The following is a 20821-nucleotide window of genomic DNA, read 5'->3' on the forward strand; positions in this document are numbered from 1 at the left end:
CGGGTGGCGGGTCCAATCCCAAGGCATCTGCGAGTCGGAGAAACTAACCAATGAAACGGACGATGATTGTCGTGACGACCCTGCTATTGGGCGCGGGCGCCGTGATGGCGCAGCAGGAGGTCGCGGTTCAACAGGATAATCTGATGCGCTCGCAGGCCAAGAGCCTCTATACGGTCATCCTGAAGATGACCAAGGGCGATATCCCCTACGACCAGAAGGCCGCCGACGAGGCGATCGCCAATCTCGAGACCGACGTCGCCAAGATCGCCAAGACCTTCGAGGTCAATCCCAAGCAGGACGTGGTGAACGCGACCTACGGGGCATCGCCGAAGGTCTGGAAGAACAAGGCCGATTTCGACTCCAAGATCCCGCCGGTGCAGAAGGCGATCGCGCAGGTCAAGGGCAAGATCACCGACGTCGCGAGCCTCAAGGCCGCCTATACCGCGATCAACGATCGTTGCACCGACTGCCACGAGACGTATCGGCTGAAGTTGAAGTAGCCACCTGAATTTTTTCCACGCTCGACCTCGTAGCCCGGATGAGCGCAGCGATATCCGGGGAAGGCGACCCCGCATGTCGCTTCGCTCATGCGGCTCCGAGCGTTGCTTCAATCAGCACGGCCTGCCGGACCTGGTAGTTGCGGCAGGTGCGCAGGTCAGCTAGGTTGTACTTCACGAAGAGCCTCCGTGCTCATTCGTCCTATCGCGCGACTGGCGAGCTAACGTGGAATCGACCACGGTGAAGCGCGAAGGGTTCCGACGCCGATCGCCTGGGCAACCAATCTGCTGGAAAAACAGCGTGTTGAGGAGCCCGAGCATGCCGTCATTTCGCAACGAACTGTCCATCAACGATCAAGAGATCGCCGCTGCCCTTGTGGGGGAAGAGCGCCGCCAACAGGACGGCGTCGAGCTGATTCCGTCCGAGAATTACACCTACCCGGAGGTGCTTGAGCTGCTCGGATCGGTCTTCACCAATAAATATTCCGAGGGATATCCGGGACGCAGATACTACGGCGGCCAGCAGTATACGGACGAAATCGAGAGCCTCGCACGCGAGCGGGCTTGCTCGCTTTTTCGTGCTGAGCACGCCAACGTTCAGCCTCTTTCCGGATCACCGATGAATCAGGCCGTCTATCTCGGCCTGTTGGAGCCCGGCGACACCATTCTCGCCATGGACCTGTCCCATGGCGGTCATCTCACCCACGGCGCGCCGGTATCCCACATGGGGCGTTTGTTCAACTTCATTCGCTACAAGACGGCCCCGTCAAACGGCGGCGCGATAGATTTCGACGAATTGCGCGCGATTGCGCGTGAAGCGCGTCCGAAGATGGTGTTGTGCGGTTACAGCTCCTATCCGCGCGACCTGGACTATGCGGCATTCAAGAGTATTGCCGACGAAGTTGGCGCGCTCACGATGGCTGACGTGAGCCACTATGGCGGATTGGTTGCCGCGAATGTCATGCGCAATCCGCTTGATGCCGGCTTCGACGTCATGACGACGACATCCCACAAGACACTGCGCGGCCCCCGGGGCGGGATCATCCTATGCCGGAAAGAAAATGCCGCTCGGATCGATGCTTCCGTATTTCCCGGTTTGCAGGGCGGACCTCACATGAACGTCGTGGCCGGGATTGCCGTGACGCTCAAGAAGGCGGCGACCCCGGATTTCAAGGTTTACGCGCGGCAGGTCTTGCGCAACGCGAAGGTTCTTGCCGGAGCGCTGATGGAGCGCGGGATGAAGCTGGTCACGGACGGAACGGACAATCACATGATGGTCGTCGATACGGCAGCGTCCGTCGGACTGGACGGGCGGGCAGCCGAGGATGTGCTTGATGCCATAGCCATCACCACGAACAAGCAAGTGATTCCGGACGATCCGCGCCCGCCGCTCAGGCCGAGCGGTATTCGCCTTGGGACACCGGCGGCGACTACGCGTGGCATGGCAGAACCCGAAATGCGTCGTATCGGCGAGTTCATTGCGGCGGCTTTGCAGGCGAACGGCAACGATGTGGTCGTCGCGCGCCTCAGGTCAGAGTGCGTCGAGATGTGCCGGGCTTTTCCTGTTCCGGGCGTGGTGTCCGGAGCAAATTCTGTTCCGAAGGCCTGACGGATCGTTCTCAGAGTGGTTATCTTCGGTCGAGCCGCCGCGGCGTTGATTCGACCTGCTGGATGCCGGCGCATCTCGCTCCCGATTGCCTCACGATGTTTGGAGTTCCAACGCGCGGCGCGGATCCTAGTCAACAGCGAGACTGGCCATGGTAAAACCCTTTCCGTCGAAGACCCACATCGGCAACCATATGCTGCATCCGGAAACGCTGATGCTGACCTATGGCTATGATCCGCAACTGTCGGAAGGCGCCATCAAGCCGCCGGTGTTCCTGACCTCGACCTTCGTGTTCAAGACCGCCGAAGACGGGCAGGACTTCTTCGACTACGTCGCCGGCCGGCGCGAGCCGCCGGAGGGGATGGGCGCGGGCCTGGTCTATTCGCGCTTCAACCACCCCAACAGCGAAATCGTCGAGGACAGGCTCGCGGTCTATGAGCGCACCGAGAGCTGCGCGCTGTTCTCCTCCGGCATGGCGGCCATCGCAACCACGATCCTCGCCTTCGTGCGCCCCGGCGACGTCATCCTGCACTCCCAGCCGCTCTATGGCGGGACGGAAACCCTGCTGACCAACACGCTTGCGCGCCTGTCGATCGGCGCTATCGGCTTTGCCGACGGCATCGACGAGGCGGCGGTCAAGCAGGCCTCGGAGGAGGCGATGGGCAAGGGCCGGGTTTCGATGATCCTGATCGAGACCCCGGCCAACCCGACCAATGGCCTCGTCGACGTCGCGATGATCCGCCGCATCGCCGACGCGATCGGAAAGGCCCAGGGGCATACGCCGATCATCGCCTGCGACAATACGCTGCTCGGGCCGGTGTTTCAGCGGCCGATCGAGCATGGCGCGGACCTTTCGCTGTACTCGCTGACCAAATATGTCGGCGGTCACTCCGACCTGATCGCGGGCGCCGCGCTCGGCGCGAAGGCGATCATGAAGGGCATCAAGGCGCTGCGCGGCGCCATCGGCACCCAGCTCGATCCGCATTCCTGCTGGATGATCAACCGCTCGCTCGAGACGCTGAGCCTGCGCATGGAAAAAGCCGATGCGAATGCGCGCCTCGTGGCGGCTTATTTGCGCGATCATCCCAAGGTGGCCAAGGTCCACTATCTCGGTCATCACGAGGAGGCATCGCCGGCGGGGCGTGTGTTTGCGAGGCAGTGCCTGGGGGCGGGATCGACGTTCTCGTTCGACATCGCCGGCGGCAAGGAGGCCGCGGTCAAATTCCTCAACGCGCTGCAAATCCTCAAGCTGGCGGTGAGCCTCGGCGGCACGGAGTCGCTGGCCAGCCTGCCGGCGACGATGACCCATTCCGGCGTTCCCGCCGACATCCGCCAGAAGATCGGCGTGCTCGATTCCACGATCCGGTTGTCGATCGGCATCGAGAACCCGTCGGATCTGATCGCGGACCTCGCGCAGGCGCTGAATGCGGCTTGAACGGGGGGATCAAAGCGGATTGGACGCGCGGCATGCCGACATGATCGCCGCGGCAGCCTCGTTGCTCTGCGCGCCCGAGAGCTGCCGCACGAGGCAGACGTAATAGCCCTTGCTGGATGCGTTCAACAGGGAATCGCCGTTGACGACGAGCCAGTTGCAGGCGGAGCGGATGTACTGCACGGCAAGGGGCGATCGTGTATCGCGGATTGCGGACAGCTCGCATTGAGCTTGCTTTTCCATGTCGCTCTGCGCGAGCACCGGTCCGGAGAAGCAAAGAAGCGCTCCGGCGGCGACGAGGCCTGGCACAACGTGCCACGGCGCCCGCGCCGATCTTCTGATGCCGGCGTCGCCGGGCCGATCGAGAACGCTGGAAACGAGCCGCACGGTGCCACTCTGGAGATTGGTGAGGCCGAAGTTTACGGCGGAACGCGCGAGGCTGGCAAGGCACGAGGTCCGGACATTACCGCACGTTAAGGTCCTCGCCCGAATCGAAAAGGCCGGACGCTCCCTCCTTGCGTCCGGCCTTTCCGCGACGAAGCCGCGTTTTCGCTTACTTCGTCACCTGGCCGCGGATCTCGCCGCCCGGATTCGCCGCCGTGTGGATGTTGACGTAGAGCTTGCCGGCCAGCAGATCGGCGGCCTGCGCGTCGGTCAGCATCGCAGAGCCCTCGACCGGGCTCGACGTCGCATTCGGGATCGCGATCGCTACGCCGGCGTTCTTGCCGGCCTCGGCGGGCCCGTGGAAATGAGCGGCGGTGGCGGGGCCGGAGAGGCCGGAATAGGTCACCTTCCAGGAGAGCTTCTTGCTGGCGGCGTCATAGTCGAGATCGGCCGTTCCGGTGCCGCTGGTGGTGGTGGCGGGCACCTCGGACTTGCCGTCCAGCGTCGCCTTCAGTTTCTCCGCGCTGGCCGGGGCGGCGAACGCGACGGCAGCTCCGAGTGCCAGCGTGGCAAAAATTGCTTTGTTCATGGGTCTCTCCCTGTTGACGTCTGATTGCGGTCAACTTGCAAACAGTGCGCGCAGGAGTTTATTCCCGGATCAAGCTCAAACCATCTAAATTATTCGTGGCTGGAGCGGCCACCGGCGAATCCGTAAGTTCGGCCGATCTCCATGGGATACCTCGATGCTGCGACGAACAATTCTTGTCATGCTGATCGCTGCCGTTGCAGGCTTCGGCGTCTATTGGTGGTTGACGGCGCCGGCCGCATCGGCCGTGCCGTTGCCATCCCGGGCGCCGGATCTTGCCAACGGGCAGGAGATCTTCAATGCCGGCGGATGCTCCTCCTGCCATGCCGTGCCCAACCAGCCCGACCGCTTGCGGCTCGGCGGGGGCCTGGCGCTCGGCTCGCCATTCGGCACGTTCTACGTGCCCAACATTTCCCCCGATGCCGCCGACGGCATCGGGCGCTGGAGCGAGACCGAATTCGTCAGCGCCGTGATGCGCGGCGTGTCGCCCGAGGGCCAGCACTACTTCCCGGCATTTCCCTACACGTCCTATCATCTGGCTAAGGTGGAGGACGTTCGCGATCTCTTCGCCTATCTGAAGACGCTGCCGCCGGTGTCCGGCAGGGTGCGCGACCACGACCTGCCGTTTCCCTTCAACATCCGCCGCAATGTCGGCATCTGGAAATTGCTGTTCATGCAGAGCGGGCCGTTCGTCGCGGACGCGACGCACTCGCCGCAATGGAATCGCGGCGCCTATCTCGTCAACGGCTTCGGCCATTGCGCGGAGTGTCACAGCCCGCGCAATCTGCTCGGCGGCATCATCACCGCGCAGCGTTTCGCCGGCGGGCCCAATCCGGAAGGCGAGGGGTGGGTGCCGAACATCACGCAAAAGGGCATTGGCGAATGGAGCGTGAAGGATATCGCCAATTTCCTGAAGACCGGCGAATTGCCCGAGGGCGACAGCGCCGGCGGCGCGATGGCGCGCGTGATCAAGAACACCTCGCAATTGTCGGATGAGGACATTGCGGCGATGGCGGATTACCTCAAGTCGCTGCCGCCGGTGGACGGACCGCCGCGCCCGAAACGCAAGGATGCTGGTTAGAGGCTAGCTCGCGCCGAACGCCTTGAAGGTGATGATGGTGAGCGTGTCCTGGATGCCGGGCAGCACCTGCACCTTTTCGTTGATGAAGTGGCCGATGTCGGTGTCCTTGTCGACGTAGAACTTCACCAGCAGGTCGTAATGGCCGGCCGTGGAGTAGATCTCGGAGGCGATCTCGGCTTCGGCGAGCGCATTGGCGACCGTATAGGACTGGCCGAGCTTGCATTTGATCTGGACGAAAAAGGGAACCATTGCAGTCACTCCGAAGGCATATCTGGCGGCTAATAGGCCAAAACCGGGGGGGCTTGGCAAGCGAACTTGCCGCCTCGCGGCTGCCCGAGGGATTGGTCCTGGCCAAGCCCCTCTACAAGGCCCTCTAGGAGGGCAGGGGCGCGCCGGCAAACGCCTCCCTCAGCCGCCGGGCCAGCTCGGCATTGCGATAGGGCTTGGTCAGGACGATCGATTGCGCGTGCGCGCGACCCTGCTCGACCAGGGTCTCCAGGGCATAGCCGGAGGAGAACACGACCGGGAGTCCGGGCCGGATGCGCCGGGCCTGGTCGGCGAGCTCCCAGCCGCTCATTCCGCCGGGCATCACGATGTCGGTGAACAACAGGTCGATGGCCGGGTTGGTGCGAAGCTGCTGCAAGGCCTCCTTGCCGTTGACGGCCGCGACCACGCGATATCCCAGCGCCTCCACGCGCAGCGTGACGGAGGAGCGGACGAACGGATCGTCCTCGGCGACCAGGATCGTTTCGTGGCCCCGGGGCGCAGCCTCCTCGCGCGCCTCGATGTCGGCGAGCGACTGCTCGCCGCCGGCATGCGGCAGGTAGATGCGGACCGTCGTGCCGAGGCCCGGCTCGCTGTAGATCGAGACGTGTCCGCCTGATTGCTTGGCGAAGCCGTAGACCATGCTGAGGCCGAGGCCCGAGCCCTTGCCGACCTCCTTGGTGGTGAAGAACGGCTCGAAGGCGCGCTCGATGACGTCAGGCGTCATGCCCTCGCCGTCATCGGTGATCGAGATCAGGGCGTAGCTGCCGGACTCCACCTCCGGATGCTGGACGCGATAGTGCTCGTCGATCGCGGTGAGCTCGGTGCTGAGGGTGAGATGCCCGCCCGCCGGCATGGCGTCCTGCGCGTTGAGCGCGAGATTGAGCACGGCGGATTCGAGCTGGGCGCGGTCGGCGAAGGCGAGGATGGAGCCGGCGCCGAACGCCGTCGTGATCTCGATGTTTTCGCGCAAGGTGCGCTTGAGCAGCTTGTGCATGGAGGTCAAGAGCTCGCGGCACTCGATCGCGCGGGGTTGCAGCAATTGGCGCCGGCTGAACGCCAGCAGCCGCTGCGTCAGCTCCGCGCCGCGTTCGCCCGACTGGCAGATGTCGTCGGCGAAGCGCCTGAGGTCGGGACGGGACCTGAGCTGCTCGCTGAGAAACTCCGCGTTGCCGATGATGACGGTGAGCAGATTGTTGAAGTCGTGGGCGATGCCGCCGGAGAGCTGGCCGACCGTCTCCATCTTCTGCGCCTGCTGGAGCTGCTGCTCGGTCAGCTTGCGCGTGGTCAGGTCGTGGACGATGCCGACGTAGATCAGCTCGCCGTCCTGCCACGCCTGGCCCACCGACAGATCCATCGGAAAGGTCGATCCGTCCTTGCGCACACCGGCGGCTTCCCCGGTTGCGATGCGCAGCGTATGACCCGTGGGTGAGGGCCTCTCCTCATTGGACATCAGCATACCGATGTCGAGATTCATGACCTCGTCGGCGCGATAGCCGAACAACCGTTCGCAGGCGGGATTGAACAGGAGAATGCGGGCTTGCGCGTCGAACAGGATGACGCCGTCGACCGCGGTCTCGACCACGGCGGTGAGGCGCGTCATGCTCTCGCGCAGCGCGCGCTGGGCTTCACGGACCTGGCCGAGGAGCTGGGCCGCATCCCGGTTCTTGGTCTCCTCCTCCTCGAGCGCGGCCCGGACCTGCCGGAGCTCGAACGGCGAGGGGATGGTCAGGATCTTCGGCAGAAGCGGCCAGAGCGCTCCCGCGGTGATGACCGACGCCACGGCGGTGAGCGCCTTGACGATGCCCTCGACGCCGTAGACGGGCACCCAGAGCGTGTAGATCGACAGCACATGCGTCAGGCCGCACGCCATGATGAAGACGGCGAACGCCCAGAAGACCCACCCGAATTCGAGGTCGCGCCGCTTGGTGACGAGGATCGCGAGTGCAAACGGGATCGAGAAATACGCAAGCGCAATGCAGGCATCCGAAACGACATGCAGCCATATCAGCTCGGGCTCCCAGAGCAGGCAGATGCCGTGCGGGGAGAGCATCGAGGAGTCGAGGATACGTTCGAGGTAGGCCAACATGTGATTGCTTCCCGAGAGGATTGCGGCCGGGGCCGGCCCGCAACATGGCATCGCTGGACGAATCCGCCAATAAACGTCTCACTCACCGGGATGGGCGCCAAGGCCGGGCTATGCCGAGGGCATATTTTCGCGGGATGTGCACACTCGCGGGACGACAAGGCGGGCCGGGCCCTTATCCGGCTGATTCGCCGGGGCCGGACCGGCATGGGTTAGCTCGTCGCGGCGCCCGCGGCCGGCCCGGCTTGCTGGCGCATCCGCGGCACGCTAGGACAAGGCATGGCGGTGTCCCTCTCAAACCAATGTATCCAGCGATGACGACGCCCGTGGCTCTCACCATTGCCGGTTCCGATTCAAGCGGCGGCGCCGGCATCCAGGCGGATCTGAAGACCTTCGCGGCGCTCGGCGTCTACGGCGCCTCCGCGATCACGGCGCTGACGGCGCAGAACACGCGCGGCGTCACCGGCATTCATGCGGTGCCGGCTGATTTCGTCACCGCGCAGATCGATGCGGTGTTCTCCGATCTCGACGTCGGCGCGGTGAAGATCGGCATGGTGGCCCAGGCCGCCAGCATCGATGCGATCGCAGCCGCGCTGGCGCACTGGAAGCCGCGCCATGTGGTGCTCGATCCCGTGATGGTCGCGACATCGGGCGACCGCCTGCTGGCGTCCGAAGCCGTGGAAGCCCTGCGCATGCGACTGATGCCGCTGGCCTCGGTGATCACGCCGAACCTGCCGGAGGCGGCAGCTCTCCTCGGCGAGCCCGCCGCGGCCAGCGAGGCCGGGATCGAAGGCCAGGGGCGCCGGCTGCTGGCGCTCGGCTGCCGTGCGGTCCTGATCAAGGGCGGACACGGCGAGGGCGCCGAGAGCATCGACTATCTCGTCACGTCCGAAAGCACGATCGCGCTCGCCGCGCCCCGCGTCGCGACCAAAAACACCCATGGCACCGGCTGTTCGCTGTCCTCCGCCGTGGCAGCGGGTCTCGCCAAGGGCGAGACTCTCGAGCAGGCGGTGCGCAACGCCAAGGCCTGGATCAGCGCCGCGATTGCCGCTGCCGACCGCTTCGGCGTCGGCCACGGCCACGGGCCGATCCATCATTTCCACAAATTTTACTGACGCCGGCTTCGAGCTGCGCGCCGGCCCCGGCCGTTAACCAACAAGGCGACGGGGACCGGGCTTTTGCGGACAGCCATGGCCGCTTCGTGTCGCCTGATTGTCGCATGCGACTGATATTCGCGGGGAGGGCGAGGCGAGGTTTGATTCGTATCTGAGGGTGCCTCAAAGGTTCAATCGGTCATCCCCCTGTCACGGGATATTGTTACAGGCTGTCGCATGGGAAGCTACGATGTGAGTGACGAAAGCCCTGAAAGGCGCTTTCGCACCTTGTTCATCTCCGACGTTCATCTCGGAGCCCGCGGTTCACAAGCCGACCTTCTGTTGGACTTCCTGCGCTACCATGACGCCGAGACGATCTATCTCGTCGGCGACATCGTCGACGGCTGGGCGCTGAAATCGAGCTGGCACTGGCCGCAATCGCATAACGACCTCGTGCAGAAGCTTTTGCGCAAGGCGCGCAAGGGTGCCAAGGTGATCTACATCCCCGGCAATCACGACGAGTTTCTGCGCAACTATTACGGCACGCATTTCGGCGGCATCGACGTGGTCGAGAACACCGTCCACACCGGCGTGGACGGCAAGCGCTATCTCGTCATCCACGGCGACATCTTCGACCTCGTGGTGCAGAACGCGCGCTGGCTCGCCCATCTCGGCGACAAGGCCTACGACTTCGCGATCCAGATGAATCGCTTCGTCAACTTCTTCCGGCGCATGTTCAAGGTGCCCTATTGGTCGCTGTCGCAATGGGCCAAGCAGAAGGTCAAGAACGCCGTCAACTATATCGGCGCGTTCGAGCAGGCGCTCGCCGCAGAAGCGCGCCGTCACGACGCCGACGGCGTGATCTGCGGCCACATCCACTATGCCGTGATCCGCGACGAGGCCGGCATCCGCTACATGAACTGCGGCGACTGGGTGGAGAGCTGCACCGCGCTGGTCGAGCACGACGACGGCCATTTCGAGATCATCACCTGGGCGGATCAGTTGCAGAAGCCCGCGCAGGTGCCGCAAGTGGCAGCAAGGGCTGCCTGATGCGCATCCTGGTCGCGACCGACGCCTGGCACCCGCAAGTCAACGGTGTGGTTCGGACGCTGACCAAGCTTGCTGACGCCGCCAAAGGGCTTAGCGTTGAAGGTCTTGGCATTGAAGGTCTTGGCGTCGAGTTCACGTTCCTGACGCCGCAATCGTTCCGCACCTTCGCGATGCCGAGCTATCGCGACGTGCGGCTCGCGATGCCGCGCCCGGCGCGAATCGCGAAGCTGATCGCGGAAGCCCGTCCCGACAGCATCCATATCGCGACCGAAGGGCCGATCGGCCTGATGGTCCGCCGCTATTGCCGCCAGCGCAAGCTGCCGTTCACGACCAGCTTCCACACCCGCTTCCCTGAGTATGTCCGCGCCCGTGTGCCGGTTCCGGGCTCGCTGATCTGGCGGGCGCTGCGTCGCTTCCATGCGCCCAGCCGCGCCGTGATGGCGGCGACCCCGGCGCTCGCCCGCGAGCTGACCGAGCGCGGCTTTGACAATGTCGTGCTCTGGCCGCGCGGTGTCGACACGCACTTGTTCCATCCCCGCGCGATCGATCTCTGCCTGCCGGCTCCGGTGTTCCTCTCGGTCGGCCGCGTCGCGGTGGAGAAGAATCTCGAGGCGTTCCTCGACCTCAAGCTGCCCGGCACCAAGGTGGTCGTCGGCGACGGCCCGGCGCGGGCTTCGCTCGAAGAGGCCTATCCCGACGCGATCTTCCTCGGCGAGAAGCACGGCGAGGCGCTGGCGGAAATCTACGCGGCCGCCGACGTCTTCGTGTTCCCCAGCAAGACCGACACGTTCGGCCTGGTCCTGCTGGAAGCGCTCGCAAGCGGCCTGCCGGTCGCGGCCTTCCCGGTGAAGGGCCCCCGCGACGTGATCGGCGATGCACCGGTCGGGGCCCTCGATCATGATCTGCGCAGCGCCTGCTTCACCGCGCTCAGCATCTCCCGGCAGGATTGCGTCGAATTCGCCGCCAATTACACCTGGGAGGCCTCGGCGAGGGCCTTTATCGACAGCATAAGGGCGGTCGGTGCGGTGCTGCCGGGCCGGAACGGGGCGGAGCAGCCACGCTTCGTCGCCTGAAGAAGAAAAACCCTCGCGCGGAGGTGTCTTGCCCGGGCCTCATCCGCCGCGATAAGGTCGGCCATGACCGAACAGCCCCTTCCGATCGGCCCTGCCGATATCGATGCCGCAGCGCGGGTGATCGCCCCCTTCGCCATCCGCACCCCGCTGTTGTCCTTTCCCGTGCTCAACGAGCGCGTCGGCGCAAAAGTGTTCCTGAAGCCGGAGATGCTCCAGCGCACCGGCTCCTTCAAGTTCCGCGGCGCCTTCAACAAGGTCGCCTCGATCCCGCAGGACAAGCGCGCCGGCGGCGTCGTGGCATTCTCTTCCGGCAACCACGCCCAGGGCGTGGCGGCGGCGGCCAAGATCCTCGACATGCAGGCGACCATCGTGATGCCCGCGGACGCGCCGCTGTCCAAGCGCGAGCGCACTAAATCCTACGGCGCCGAGGTCGTGCTGTACGACCGCGACCGCGACGACCGCGAGGCGATCTCGCGCGGCATCGCCGAGAAGCGCGGCGCGACGCTGGTCAGGCCGTATGACGATCCCTTCGTGATCGCTGGCCAAGGCACCGCCGGCCGCGAGATCGCGGACGACATGGCAGCGCTGGGCCTCAGCCCCGACATCGTGGTGGCACCGGCCTCCGGCGGCGGCCTGATCGCCGGCGTCGCGACCGCCGTGAAGGCGCGATATCCGCTGGCGCAGATCGTGGTGGCCGAGCCGGAGGCGTTCGACGATCACGGCATTTCGCTGACTGCAGGCCATCGCGAGCCGCATGGGCCGGCAGGCCGCACCATCTGCGACGCGCTGATGGCGCTGATCCCCGGCGAGATGACGTTTGCGATCAACAGCAAGCTGCTCGCGCGCGGCGTCACCGCATCCGACAAGGAAGTCGGTGCGGCGGTCGCGTTCGCCTATCGCGAGCTGAAGCTGGTGGTGGAGCCGGGCGGTGCCGTCGGCCTTGCCGCGCTGCTTGCGGGACGTCTCGACGTCGCCGGCAAGAACGTCGTCATCGTGCTCTCCGGCGGCAACGTCGATGCGGATTTGTTTGCCGAGCTGGTGGCTTGATTTTTGGAGAGTCTGCTACTGCGACGTAGCATCGTTCTTGAAACCCGCGAGGGCCAGGTAGAGATCGTCGATGAGCCGACGTATTCGTTTGGCTCCGCGGACAATCTGCGAAAGTACGGTACGGAAATCCGTCTTGATAACGCTCATCTAAACTCCGTTCACGGAGTCCGCGCGGACGGGAAGTGGTCCGCGGTCTTTGGCGCCAGTGGAGGGTGTTCTGGCGTCCATCAACACTCTGCCATCGAAGTGGACCGCCATCTATATCTCGCGGTGGGTGATCAAGTCGTCTGCTTAGACCTTGCGACAGGTTCGAGGGAATGGTCACGACGCGTTGATCCGGCGACGTGCTTCGGCGTCTATTGGGATTGCGCTCACGAAGCTCTCATATCCCACGGTGAGCTGCAGATTTCTCGTCTTTCCCTGACGGGCGAAGAGATTTGGAGTGCGACAGGCGCAGACACTTTCTCCGAAGGGTTCAGGTGCCTAGCTAGTGGCATCGAGGTTATCGATTTCAATCAGTCGGTGTACCTTTTTGACTATCGCAGCGGTGCGCGTCTAGCCAGCCCGTAGAGTTCGTGCCGCGAACATGACAAAGGGGCAGAGCGTTTCCGCTCTGCCCTTTTGTCGTTTCGCTTGCCGCGATCAGTGCATGAGGCCGCGGTGATTGTTGCCGCCGCCCATGGCGGGCGCCTGGTTCATCGACTGCCGGAAGTTGTTGCCGCCGTTGTTGACCATGCGGTTGGTCGCATTGAACTGCGGGTGGTTGTTCTGCTGGGTGTTCTGGACCTGCACCTTGTTCACCGGGTTGTTGTTGAGCTTCACGATGCCGGTGTTGCCGTTGTTGACGCGGCTCGGGTTGTTCTGCGTCTGAACATTGACAGGCTTGGTCTCGACAGTTGAACCGGCCTTGCCGACATTCACCGGCATGCTCACGATCTTGCCGGGGGTGCCGGTGCCATTGCCGGGGTTCGGCGTGTTGTTGGTCGCGGGCAGCGTCACGATCTTGCCGATGCCGCCATTGTTGTTGGTGGTGTTGGTCGGTGCAGGCAGGGTGACGATCTTGCCCGGGGTCTGCGAGGGCGTGCCGTTCGGCTGGCTCGGCTGGTTGTTGCCCGCCGGCAGGTTGACGACCTGGCCGCCATTGCCGAGCTTGCCGATGACGTTGCCGTCCACGGGCTTCTGCACGACCGGCAGATTTCCATTCATCTGACCACCGCCATTGCCCTGCTGCAGCGGCATGTATTTGGGCTGGCCGAGATTGCCGATCTTGAAGGTCGGCGCAATGTTCTGCGGCGCCAGGAACTTCGTCGCCTGCATCAGCGGGATCAGCTTCGGCTGCGCTGCGAGCTTCAGCGCGGACACGGCGTAGGGGCTGTTGCCATAGCTGTCGTAGAAGGTCTGGTAGCCGAGCGGCGAGTTCGCGAGCACCGCCTTGTGCCAGGCCTGCGTGAGCAGGAGGTTGTTCAGCAGCCAGCGGATGTGGTCGCACAGAGGGTCGTGCGGATACATCTGGATGAACTCCTGATAGTACTCCGGCCGTCCCTCCGACACGACGTAGTCATAGGCCTGGCGGGTCGAGCGGCTCGGCAGGTTGGAGGCCATCTGCACGACCGGCGCATTCACCGGCGCGCGGTTGGCGGCGACAGCCGTGTCGCCGAAGAAGGTGAAGTCGCTCGTCAGCGAGGAGCTTTCCCACGGGATCTGTGCGCCGCTGGTGGTCTGGTTCACTGCGAGGCGCACGCGCTTGAACAGCTGCTCGATCGGCACGTTGGGCTCGCGCGCGACGCTCAGGAAGGCCTGGGTGTAGGGGCTGTGGCCGCCGGTGCCGTCGAGCGCCTCGGCGCCCGGCGCGGTCGAGTAACCCACGATCGAGCCGTTCGGCGCATCGACGATTGCCAAGCCGCGGCCGGCATCGTTCACGGAGGGGAAGGGGTTGTTGCGGCAGGCATCGAGGATGACGATGCGCATGCGGCTCGGGATCGTCTCCAGCGTCGACATCACGTCGACCAGACGCACCGAATTGTTGACGAGCTCGGTCGGGCTTGAGACCCTGGCGTCCACGGGAACGAGATAGTTCTCGCCGGCGAGCTGCACGCCGTGACCGGCGTAATAGACCATCGCCACCGTGTTCGGACCGCGCGCGGAGACTTTGGCGGAAAAGTCCTGCACCACGCGGAGCATGTCGTTCTGCGTGAGGTCGGTCGCGGCGACCACCTCGAAGCCGGCCGAATTCAGGAACTTCGCCATCGACTCGGCGTCGTTGTCGGGGTTTTGGAGCTGCGGCGCGTTCTGGTAGTTCGAATTGCCGATCACCAGCGCCACCCGCTGCTCCGGGCCTTGCAGCGCGGTGGGGGTCGGCTCGACCGGGGCGACTTGCGCGGAAACAGGCCCGCAGGCAAAGCCGAGCAGGCTTCCCAGGAGGCCTGCAGTCATCAGGAAAGGCTTTAGGCGGAACATGGCGTGCTCCTCTGGCACTGATCTCGATGCGAGATTGGTTGCGAGGAAGCCTGGCCGCGTTCGGGCCCGGGGTCCGTGATCCCTGTCACCATGGGTGGCAGCGTGATCTGAATCACGCTTGGAACCTGCTATGGTGAATGACCGGTTTCGCCGGCGAAAGACAAGCCTTCAGGGGAAATGCCGTCACATGCTGAAATCGATCGATCCGATCCTGACGCCCGACCTGCTCTGGCTCCTGGCCTCGATGGGCCATGGCGACGACCTCGTTTTCGTCGACGCCAATCATCCGGCAACGCGTATCGCCGCTGCGACATCCTCGCTGCGCCTGATCCAGCTGCCGGGCATGCGCATGGAGACCGCCGCCCGCGCCATCATGTCGGTCTATCCGCTCGACGATTTCGATCCCGATCCGGTGCGCGTGATGATGCCGGTGGACGATCCCAATAGCGTGCCCGACGTGCAGCGTGCGGTGCTCGCGGAAATCGAGCGCGCCGCCGGCCGCACTGTCGCTCCCGGCAAGCTGGCGCGTCCGGATTTCTATCGCGCGGCGGCGGCGGGCTTTGGCGTCGTGCAGGTCGGGGACAGCAGGGGCTATGGATGCTTCCTGATCCGCAAGGGCGTGATCGGTTAGCGGACGCCTTGCGTTCGATCAACAGATCGCCGCTCCTCACGCAGGGTGTGACGCAATTCCCGTCTGCGATATCCTGCGCATGGCTGCAAACAGTTCTGCACTCGAATTTGAATGGTCATCTCGCAACCGGCTGTCTATGGTCGATCCATGTCGCGCCTTATGTGTCTATTCGTTGCTGTCATCCTGTCTCTGCTGCCGGCCGTTGCGCCCGCCGAGCCCGCTCAAAAGCGCCCCAAGCCGGTCTGGCACGGCTACGGCTTCCTGCCGGGCTATCGCCAGCCGCTGAGCAACAGCATTCCGCTCTACAAGCAGAAGGACGCGATGCGCCGCCTTGCGCGCAACGACCGGCGCCACTGGTACATCGATCCGGTTCCCCAATATTATCGCTGGGACGGCGAGTGGCATTATTTCGGCCGCCCCGGCTTCGGCGGCGGCCGCTACAATGGCGGCAGCTTTGGCCCGTGCTGGACGCGGACACCGATCGGCGCGGTGTGGAATTGCGGGTGATGGGCTGATCGTACGGTCATCGCGAGCGTAGCAATCCTGTCGGTCGCCGCGGAAAGACTCTGGGTTGCTTCGCTGCGCTCGCGATGACGATAGAGCCAGTGCGCCCGCCTTACGAGAAGAACGCGATCTTCTCGGCCTGGGTCATGCGGCGGATCGGCGCGAGCGGGTCGTTGGCGGGCGCGCGGGGTTTTTGCAGGATGCCGCTGGCGAGGATGGTGGCGCCAAGCGAGGACTCGGACAAGGACGCCGACAAGGGCGAGGGCATCGGCAGCGGCGCGGTCGGCGCGGCTGCGAATGAGGCCGTGGCCGCCATGGCCGGGGCGGGTTGCTCCATCACTTCGGCGGCGGCTTCCGCGATGGCATTGGTAAGGCGCGCCAGCGATTCCATCGCGATCGGCGCTTCTTCTGCGTGCGCCTCCGCGATCGGCGCGGCGGCGGGTTCCGGCGCGGCCGGCTCCCGAAGCACGGCAGCAATTGGCGCGGCGACCTCCGCGATCATCGGCTCGGGAATGGCCGCTGCCATCTCGACCGGCTCGATGATCTCGTCGAAATCAGGATCGGGCGCGGCCATCTCCAGCGCGATGGCTGCGAGCACGGCGTCGTCCTCGGCTTCCGCGGCGGCGTCGAGTGAAAACTCGTCGGCGACTTCCGCGAACGCGGGCTCTTCGAAAGCGGCGTCTTCCGGGGCGGCATCTTCGAGCGCGATCGGGCTTTCGGCTGCAATCTCCGGCTCGACGGCGGCATCCATTGCCTGCTCGGCAATTGCGAACGCTTCAGCGTCGCCGGCCGTCTCAGCGGCGGCTTCGGGCTCGGCAGCCACCGTGATGTCCTGCGGCGTCTCCGTAAAAGCCACGGCGGTTTCGCTCGCCATCGCGGCGGGCGCAGCCTCGAGAGGCGAAGCTTCTGCGACGGACGGCGGTGCTTCCCGCACCGGAGCTGCCGAGGAACGCACTGCCGTCGCCTGCGGCGTTGCGTCGCCGTCGGCATCGAGCTGCTCGACCCGATCCCTGAGCAGATCGAATGCGGCCTTGAGCTCGACGCGGGGGTCGAGGGTCGAAACCTGTCCGCAGGCGGCCTCGATCGAGGCGAGCTGCGAATCAATGAGGTCGCAGATTCGCCCGTCGGCGCCGATCTCGCGCCAGCGCCAGGAGATCTCCTTGATGATGCGCACGCCGCGCGGGATCGGGGCAAGGCTCGCCTCGATCGCCGCGGGGTCGAACGCCGCGATCGCGATCGTCTCGGCTTCCCGGATCGCTCGGCGGATCTCGACCAGCGCCTCGGGCAGACGGTCCTCGACGACGGGTTGTCGCTGTGCCGCAAGGGTTTCTTCGATTTTGGCGACCGCATCGAGCACCATGCTCGTGTCGGCATTGCGGTTGCGCTTGGCATATTCGCCGAGGAACCAGCGGCCGCGCGCGGTCTCCATGAAGGCTTCGCGGATCGCGTCGTAATCCTGCTCGTTCGGCTCGGCCGCGCGGGCAGACATGGGCGAGAGGGCGAATGCTTCGTTGGCCATGACAATCTCGTCGCGCAAATCACCGCGCGTTACTGTAACGATCACCACGATATCGACCGAATCGCAATTGGTTTGATGGCAGGCGAATCACAAATCCCCACGCAAGCCGCCGTGAAGCGGCGATTCGCCGTGAGCCTTGCCCTGTTCTACTCGGCCTTCTTCGCGGTCCTGGGCACGCATATGCCCTTCTTCCCGGTTTGGCTGAAGGCGATCGGTATCGACGCGGCCTGGATCGGCCTCATCAACGCGCTGCCGGCGATCACGCGCTTCACCACGCTGCCGCAGGTCGCGGCCTTCGCCGAAAAGCGACATGCCATTCGCGCCGGCATCATGGTGTCGGTGCTGGCGACCGCGATCGGATTTGCGGCCGTCGGCCTGCAGCAGCAGCCGCTGGCGCTGTTCCTGATCTACGCGCTGACCTGCATGATGTGGACGCCGACGATGCCGCTGACCGACGCCTATGCGCTGCGCGGTGTCGCCCGTTACGGACTCGATTACGGACCCTTGCGGTTGTGGGGCTCGGCGGCGTTCGCCGCCGGCTCGCTCGCCTGCGGCTATCTCGTCGACAGCATCGCGGCGCGCGACCTGATCTGGGTGATCGTCGCGTGGGCCCTCGTTGCGGTTCTCGCCAGCCTGCGGCTTCAGCCGCTCGACGATCTCAGGCGGAGGACGACGGAGACGCATGCCGGCAAGGCGCTGCTGCACGATGCCGGCTTCTGGGCCGTGATCGCCTCGGCGGCGCTGATCCAGAGCAGCCATATCGCCTTCTACACGTTCTCGGCCATCACCTGGCAGCTCCATGGTTACGGCGGGCTGACGATCGCGGGGCTGTGGACGCTGGGTGTGATCGCCGAGATCGTCGTGTTCGCGCTGTCGCCGCGCTTCTCGCTGCATCCGTCCTCGCTGATGGTGATCGGGGGACTGAGCGCCGTGGTGCGCTGGATCGTCACCGCCAGCGAGCCGTCGCTGCCGCTGCTCGCGATCGTGCAGCTCGGCCACGGCCTCTCCTTCGGCCTGACCATGGTCGGCACCATGAATCTCTTGGTGCAGCGCGTGCCGTCGCATCAGATCGCGCGGGGGCAGGGCTACTACGCCGCCTGCAACGGGCTGCTGGGCGCGACGACCTCGATCGCGTCAGGCGCGATCTACGCCCGCATCGGCGAGGGCCTGTATTACGTGATGGCGGCGATGGCCGCGGCCGGCGCGCTTGTCATCTGGTCGGCGCGGCACCGGCTCAAGGCTCATCCCCACAGCGAGGGGGAGGGCGGATAGACCAGGCTGTCGTCATAGCGCAGGCCGTGATCGCGGTCGCGCGCCAGCAGCAGCGGGCCGTCGAGATCGACGAAGCGCGCCTGCGGCGTCACCAGCATCGCGGGGGCCATCGACAGCGAGGTTGCGACCATGCAGCCGATCATGATCTCGAAGCCGAGCGACTGCGCCGCATCCGCCATCGCAAGCGCCTCGGTGAGGCCGCCGGTCTTGTCGAGCTTGATGTTCACGGCGTCGTAGCGCTCGCGCAGGGGAGCGAGGGAGCTGCGGTCGTGCACGCTCTCGTCGGCGCAGACCACGAGCGGCCGCCTGATCCGCGCCAGCGCGTCGTCCTTCCCGGCCGGCAGCGGCTGCTCGACCAGGGTGACGCCGACGGCGTCGCAGGCGGCGAGATTGTGCTCCAGATTGGCCTCGGTCCAGGACTCGTTGGCATCCACGATCAGCTCGGACTCTGGGGCGGCCTTGCGCACCGCTGCGATGCGGGCGTCGTCGCCGTCGCCGCCGAGCTTGATCTTGAGCAGCGGCCGGTGCGCCGCTTTCGCGGTTGCCGCGGCCATGGCTTCAGGGGTGCCCAGCGAGATCGTGTAGGCGGTGGTACGCTCGCCCGGGATCGGGCGGTCCAGCAGGCTCCAGGCCCGCAGGCCCGCCGCCTTGGCCTCGAGGTCGATCAGGGCGCAATCCAGCGCGTTGCGGGCGGCGCCCGGCGGCATGGCGGCTTGCAGCGCCTGCCGGGTGATACCGCCTGCCACGGCTGCCTGCATGGCCTGGACGGCGGCCAGGGTTGCCTCGGGGGTCTCGCCATAGCGGGGATAGGGCACGCATTCGCCGCGGCCGGTGAGGCCGTTCTGGCTCACTTCGGCCACAACGGTCACGGCCTCGGTCTTGGCACCCCGGCTGATGGTGAAACTGCCGGCGATGGGAAAGCGCTCGATTCGCGCCCGAAGTGCCGGAACTTTGCTGGAAGTCATTTTGAACTCTGGCGAAATCTGAACCTGCTAGTTACCTCTAGCAACTAACATTAACCAGTTGGGGATACCTTCTCCGGGTAAGGGCGCGTGCGCAACTATCTGATTTCCTCCGCCCCGGCACGGGAGCGGACATCTTGAGCAGCGATCCGAAGCTGGAACGGATTGCGAAGGGCAATGCGCTGGCACTCTGCGCCACCGGAACCTGGACCGCGAGCTTCGCGCCGGTCCTGGAGCGGATGGTGGCGGATGCCGAGAAGTTGGCCGGCAGCCCCCAGAGCATCTTCATCGACGTCTCCGAGGTCGCCAAGCTCGACACCTTCGGTGCGTGGCTGATCGAGCGGCTGCGCCGCAGCCTGACCCAGGGCAGCACCGTCGAGGCGCAGATCGCGGGTCTCTCGGCCAATTATTCGAGCCTCGTCGACGAGGTCCGGCGGGTGAGGGCGACGCCGGTGGTCGACGCCGGCACGATCACCATCACCGGCATGTTGGAGCAGATCGGTCGGGCCGTGGCCGGTGTCGCCGGAACGGTTGCGGGCCTGATCGACATGCTCGGCGCGGTGCTCGCGGCGGGCGGCCGCGTGCTGATCCATCCGCGCTCGTTCCGCCTGACCTCGACCGTGCACCACATGGAGCAGGTCTGCTGGCGCGCGGTGCCGATCATCGTGCTGATCACCTTCCTGATCGGCTGCATCATCGCCCAGCAGGGCATCTTCCATTTCCGCAGGTTCGGCGCCGACATCTTCGTCGTCGACATGCTCGGCGTGCTGGTGCTGCGCGAGATCGGCGTGCTCCTGGTCGCCATCATGGTCGCGGGCCGCTCGGGCAGCGCCTACACCGCCGAGCTCGGCTCGATGAAGATGCGCGAGGAGATCGACGCGCTGCGCACCATGGGCTTCGACCCGATCGAGGTGCTGGTGCTGCCGCGCATGCTGGCCCTGGTGCTGGCGCTGCCGATCCTCGCCTTCCTCGGCGCCATGGCCGCGCTCTATGGTGGCGGGCTCGTCGCCTGGCTCTATGGCGGCGTCGATCCCGAAGCCTTCCTGCTTCGGCTGCGCGATGCCATCTCGATCGACCATTTCATCGTCGGCATCGTCAAGGCGCCGGTCATGGCCGCCGTGATCGGCATCGTCGCCTGCGTCGAAGGGCTCGCCGTGCAGGGCAGCGCGGAATCGCTGGGACAGCACACCACCGCGTCGGTGGTGAAGGGCATCTTCTTCGTCATCGTCATGGACGGCGTGTTCGCCATCTTCTTCGCCTCGATCGGGATGTGACG

Annotated in this window: 19 protein-coding genes and 1 riboswitch; of the genes, 12 read left to right on the forward strand and 7 right to left on the reverse strand. The window is 65.2% G+C overall.

The annotated features are described in order from the left end of the window. Window positions 1–50 precede the first annotated feature (50 nt). The 3 genes from AB5K84_RS16315 to AB5K84_RS16325 all read left to right on the forward strand — a co-directional run bounded on the left by AB5K84_RS16315 (window position 51) and on the right by AB5K84_RS16325 (window position 3538). Window positions 51–500 carry a cytochrome c gene (locus AB5K84_RS16315; RefSeq protein WP_028173227.1) on the forward strand — a complete coding sequence of 150 codons (450 nt, stop codon included), beginning with the start codon at window positions 51–53 and terminating at the stop codon, window positions 498–500. A 196-nt stretch (window positions 501–696) separates the two neighbouring features. After that, a riboswitch (ZMP/ZTP riboswitch) is annotated at window positions 697–782 on the forward strand. Window positions 783–816: 34 nt separating this feature from the next. Further along, window positions 817–2106: a serine hydroxymethyltransferase gene (gene glyA, locus AB5K84_RS16320; RefSeq protein ID WP_162603654.1), complete on the forward strand. Its 1290-nt coding sequence runs from the start codon at window positions 817–819 to the stop codon at window positions 2104–2106. A 148-nt stretch (window positions 2107–2254) separates the two neighbouring features. Then, complete coding sequence (locus tag AB5K84_RS16325) at window positions 2255–3538, forward strand: cystathionine gamma-synthase family protein (RefSeq protein ID WP_110116661.1); 1284 nt, start codon at window positions 2255–2257, stop codon at window positions 3536–3538. A gap of 9 nt (window positions 3539–3547) precedes the next feature. On the opposite strand, the gene AB5K84_RS16330 is transcribed toward AB5K84_RS16325, so the two are convergent. Then, a complete protein-coding gene (locus AB5K84_RS16330; RefSeq protein ID WP_110116660.1) occupies window positions 3548–3922 on the reverse strand; it encodes a VF_A0006 family four-cysteine protein in 375 nt (124 codons plus the stop codon). A 166-nt stretch (window positions 3923–4088) separates the two neighbouring features. Then, a complete protein-coding gene (locus AB5K84_RS16335; RefSeq protein ID WP_110116659.1) occupies window positions 4089–4508 on the reverse strand; it encodes a CHRD domain-containing protein in 420 nt (139 codons plus the stop codon). Window positions 4509–4662: 154 nt separating this feature from the next. Here AB5K84_RS16335 and AB5K84_RS16340 point away from each other — a divergent pair, with 154 nt between their 5' ends. Next, a complete protein-coding gene (locus AB5K84_RS16340; protein ID WP_110116658.1) occupies window positions 4663–5586 on the forward strand; it encodes a c-type cytochrome in 924 nt (307 codons plus the stop codon). A 3-nt stretch (window positions 5587–5589) separates the two neighbouring features. Here AB5K84_RS16340 and AB5K84_RS16345 read toward each other — a convergent pair whose 3' ends face one another. After that, window positions 5590–5835: an Lrp/AsnC ligand binding domain-containing protein gene (locus AB5K84_RS16345; RefSeq protein WP_014493934.1), complete on the reverse strand. Its 246-nt coding sequence runs from the start codon at window positions 5833–5835 to the stop codon at window positions 5590–5592. 124 nt (window positions 5836–5959) lie between these two features. Further along, complete coding sequence (locus AB5K84_RS16350) at window positions 5960–7939, reverse strand: hybrid sensor histidine kinase/response regulator (RefSeq protein ID WP_246790635.1); 1980 nt, start codon at window positions 7937–7939, stop codon at window positions 5960–5962. A gap of 311 nt (window positions 7940–8250) precedes the next feature. Between AB5K84_RS16350 and thiD the strand changes: the two genes are divergently transcribed. The 4 genes from thiD (at window position 8251) to AB5K84_RS16370 (ending at window position 12200) form a co-directional block, all read left to right on the forward strand. Then, complete coding sequence (thiD, locus tag AB5K84_RS16355; protein ID WP_011088646.1) at window positions 8251–9051, forward strand: bifunctional hydroxymethylpyrimidine kinase/phosphomethylpyrimidine kinase; 801 nt, start codon at window positions 8251–8253, stop codon at window positions 9049–9051. Between the two features lie 216 nt (window positions 9052–9267). Further along, window positions 9268–10080, forward strand: a complete 813-nt coding sequence (locus AB5K84_RS16360; RefSeq protein ID WP_060908231.1) for a UDP-2,3-diacylglucosamine diphosphatase — start codon at window positions 9268–9270, stop codon at window positions 10078–10080. Continuing rightward, window positions 10080–11153 (forward strand): glycosyltransferase family 4 protein, encoded by a 1074-nt coding sequence (locus AB5K84_RS16365; protein ID WP_110116656.1) that lies wholly within the window; start codon window positions 10080–10082, stop codon window positions 11151–11153. The genes AB5K84_RS16360 and AB5K84_RS16365 overlap by 1 nt, the downstream gene beginning before the upstream one ends. Before the next feature lie 63 nt (window positions 11154–11216). Further along, on the forward strand, window positions 11217–12200 hold the full coding sequence (locus tag AB5K84_RS16370; RefSeq protein ID WP_028173236.1) for a threonine/serine dehydratase: 984 nt from the start codon (window positions 11217–11219) through the stop codon (window positions 12198–12200). A gap of 642 nt (window positions 12201–12842) precedes the next feature. Here AB5K84_RS16370 and AB5K84_RS16375 read toward each other — a convergent pair. After that, a complete protein-coding gene (locus AB5K84_RS16375; protein ID WP_162603653.1) occupies window positions 12843–14657 on the reverse strand; it encodes a caspase family protein in 1815 nt (604 codons plus the stop codon). A 187-nt stretch (window positions 14658–14844) separates the two neighbouring features. Between AB5K84_RS16375 and AB5K84_RS16380 the strand changes: the two genes are divergently transcribed. Together AB5K84_RS16380 and AB5K84_RS16385 are read left to right on the forward strand one after the other, a co-directional pair. Next, entirely contained in the window at window positions 14845–15288 is a 444-nt protein-coding gene (locus tag AB5K84_RS16380; RefSeq protein ID WP_110116654.1) for an RbsD/FucU family protein, read from the forward strand. A gap of 147 nt (window positions 15289–15435) precedes the next feature. Next, window positions 15436–15795, forward strand: coding sequence for a hypothetical protein (locus AB5K84_RS16385; protein ID WP_039185965.1), 360 nt, complete (start codon window positions 15436–15438; stop codon window positions 15793–15795). A 109-nt stretch (window positions 15796–15904) separates the two neighbouring features. Here AB5K84_RS16385 and AB5K84_RS16390 read toward each other — a convergent pair whose 3' ends face one another. Next, a complete protein-coding gene (locus tag AB5K84_RS16390) occupies window positions 15905–17311 on the reverse strand; it encodes a hypothetical protein (RefSeq protein ID WP_162603652.1) in 1407 nt (468 codons plus the stop codon). A 75-nt stretch (window positions 17312–17386) separates the two neighbouring features. Here AB5K84_RS16390 and AB5K84_RS16395 point away from each other — a divergent pair, with 75 nt between their 5' ends. Next, a complete protein-coding gene (locus AB5K84_RS16395) occupies window positions 17387–18583 on the forward strand; it encodes an MFS transporter (RefSeq protein ID WP_110116652.1) in 1197 nt (398 codons plus the stop codon). On the opposite strand, the gene dgcA is transcribed toward AB5K84_RS16395, so the two are convergent. Then, window positions 18553–19548 (reverse strand): N-acetyl-D-Glu racemase DgcA, encoded by a 996-nt coding sequence (gene dgcA, locus AB5K84_RS16400; RefSeq protein WP_011088636.1) that lies wholly within the window; start codon window positions 19546–19548, stop codon window positions 18553–18555. The two genes, AB5K84_RS16395 and dgcA, sit on opposite strands and share 31 nt — an antisense overlap. 134 nt (window positions 19549–19682) lie before the next feature. Here dgcA and AB5K84_RS16405 point away from each other — a divergent pair, with 134 nt between their 5' ends. Next, a complete protein-coding gene (locus AB5K84_RS16405) occupies window positions 19683–20819 on the forward strand; it encodes an MlaE family ABC transporter permease (RefSeq protein ID WP_110116651.1) in 1137 nt (378 codons plus the stop codon). Window positions 20820–20821: the final 2 nt, after the last annotated feature.

The organism is Bradyrhizobium sp. 1200_D9_N1_1, assembly GCF_052075915.1.
GTDB classification, from domain to species: Bacteria; Pseudomonadota; Alphaproteobacteria; order Rhizobiales; family Xanthobacteraceae; genus Bradyrhizobium; species Bradyrhizobium diazoefficiens.

What these genes read in the sequence shown, in the direction of transcription:
- dgcA (WP_011088636.1), bottom strand. Translation starts at nt 19,548, where the DNA reads ATGACTTCCAGCAAAGTTCCGGCACTTCGGGCGCGAATCGAGCGCTTT.
- AB5K84_RS16360 (WP_060908231.1), top strand. Translation starts at nt 9,268, where the DNA reads ATGGGAAGCTACGATGTGAGTGACGAAAGCCCTGAAAGGCGCTTTCGC.
- AB5K84_RS16335 (WP_110116659.1), bottom strand. Translation starts at nt 4,508, where the DNA reads ATGAACAAAGCAATTTTTGCCACGCTGGCACTCGGAGCTGCCGTCGCG.
- AB5K84_RS16325 (WP_110116661.1), top strand. Translation starts at nt 2,255, where the DNA reads ATGGTAAAACCCTTTCCGTCGAAGACCCACATCGGCAACCATATGCTG.
- AB5K84_RS16340 (WP_110116658.1), top strand. Translation starts at nt 4,663, where the DNA reads ATGCTGCGACGAACAATTCTTGTCATGCTGATCGCTGCCGTTGCAGGC.
- glyA (WP_162603654.1), top strand. Translation starts at nt 817, where the DNA reads ATGCCGTCATTTCGCAACGAACTGTCCATCAACGATCAAGAGATCGCC.
- AB5K84_RS16345 (WP_014493934.1), bottom strand. Translation starts at nt 5,835, where the DNA reads ATGGTTCCCTTTTTCGTCCAGATCAAATGCAAGCTCGGCCAGTCCTAT.
- AB5K84_RS16390 (WP_162603652.1), bottom strand. Translation starts at nt 17,311, where the DNA reads ATGGCCAACGAAGCATTCGCCCTCTCGCCCATGTCTGCCCGCGCGGCC.
- AB5K84_RS16375 (WP_162603653.1), bottom strand. Translation starts at nt 14,657, where the DNA reads ATGTTCCGCCTAAAGCCTTTCCTGATGACTGCAGGCCTCCTGGGAAGC.
- AB5K84_RS16315 (WP_028173227.1), top strand. Translation starts at nt 51, where the DNA reads ATGAAACGGACGATGATTGTCGTGACGACCCTGCTATTGGGCGCGGGC.
- AB5K84_RS16350 (WP_246790635.1), bottom strand. Translation starts at nt 7,939, where the DNA reads ATGTTGGCCTACCTCGAACGTATCCTCGACTCCTCGATGCTCTCCCCG.
- AB5K84_RS16395 (WP_110116652.1), top strand. Translation starts at nt 17,387, where the DNA reads ATGGCAGGCGAATCACAAATCCCCACGCAAGCCGCCGTGAAGCGGCGA.
- AB5K84_RS16385 (WP_039185965.1), top strand. Translation starts at nt 15,436, where the DNA reads ATGTCGCGCCTTATGTGTCTATTCGTTGCTGTCATCCTGTCTCTGCTG.
- AB5K84_RS16370 (WP_028173236.1), top strand. Translation starts at nt 11,217, where the DNA reads ATGACCGAACAGCCCCTTCCGATCGGCCCTGCCGATATCGATGCCGCA.
- AB5K84_RS16365 (WP_110116656.1), top strand. Translation starts at nt 10,080, where the DNA reads ATGCGCATCCTGGTCGCGACCGACGCCTGGCACCCGCAAGTCAACGGT.
- thiD (WP_011088646.1), top strand. Translation starts at nt 8,251, where the DNA reads ATGACGACGCCCGTGGCTCTCACCATTGCCGGTTCCGATTCAAGCGGC.
- AB5K84_RS16380 (WP_110116654.1), top strand. Translation starts at nt 14,845, where the DNA reads ATGCTGAAATCGATCGATCCGATCCTGACGCCCGACCTGCTCTGGCTC.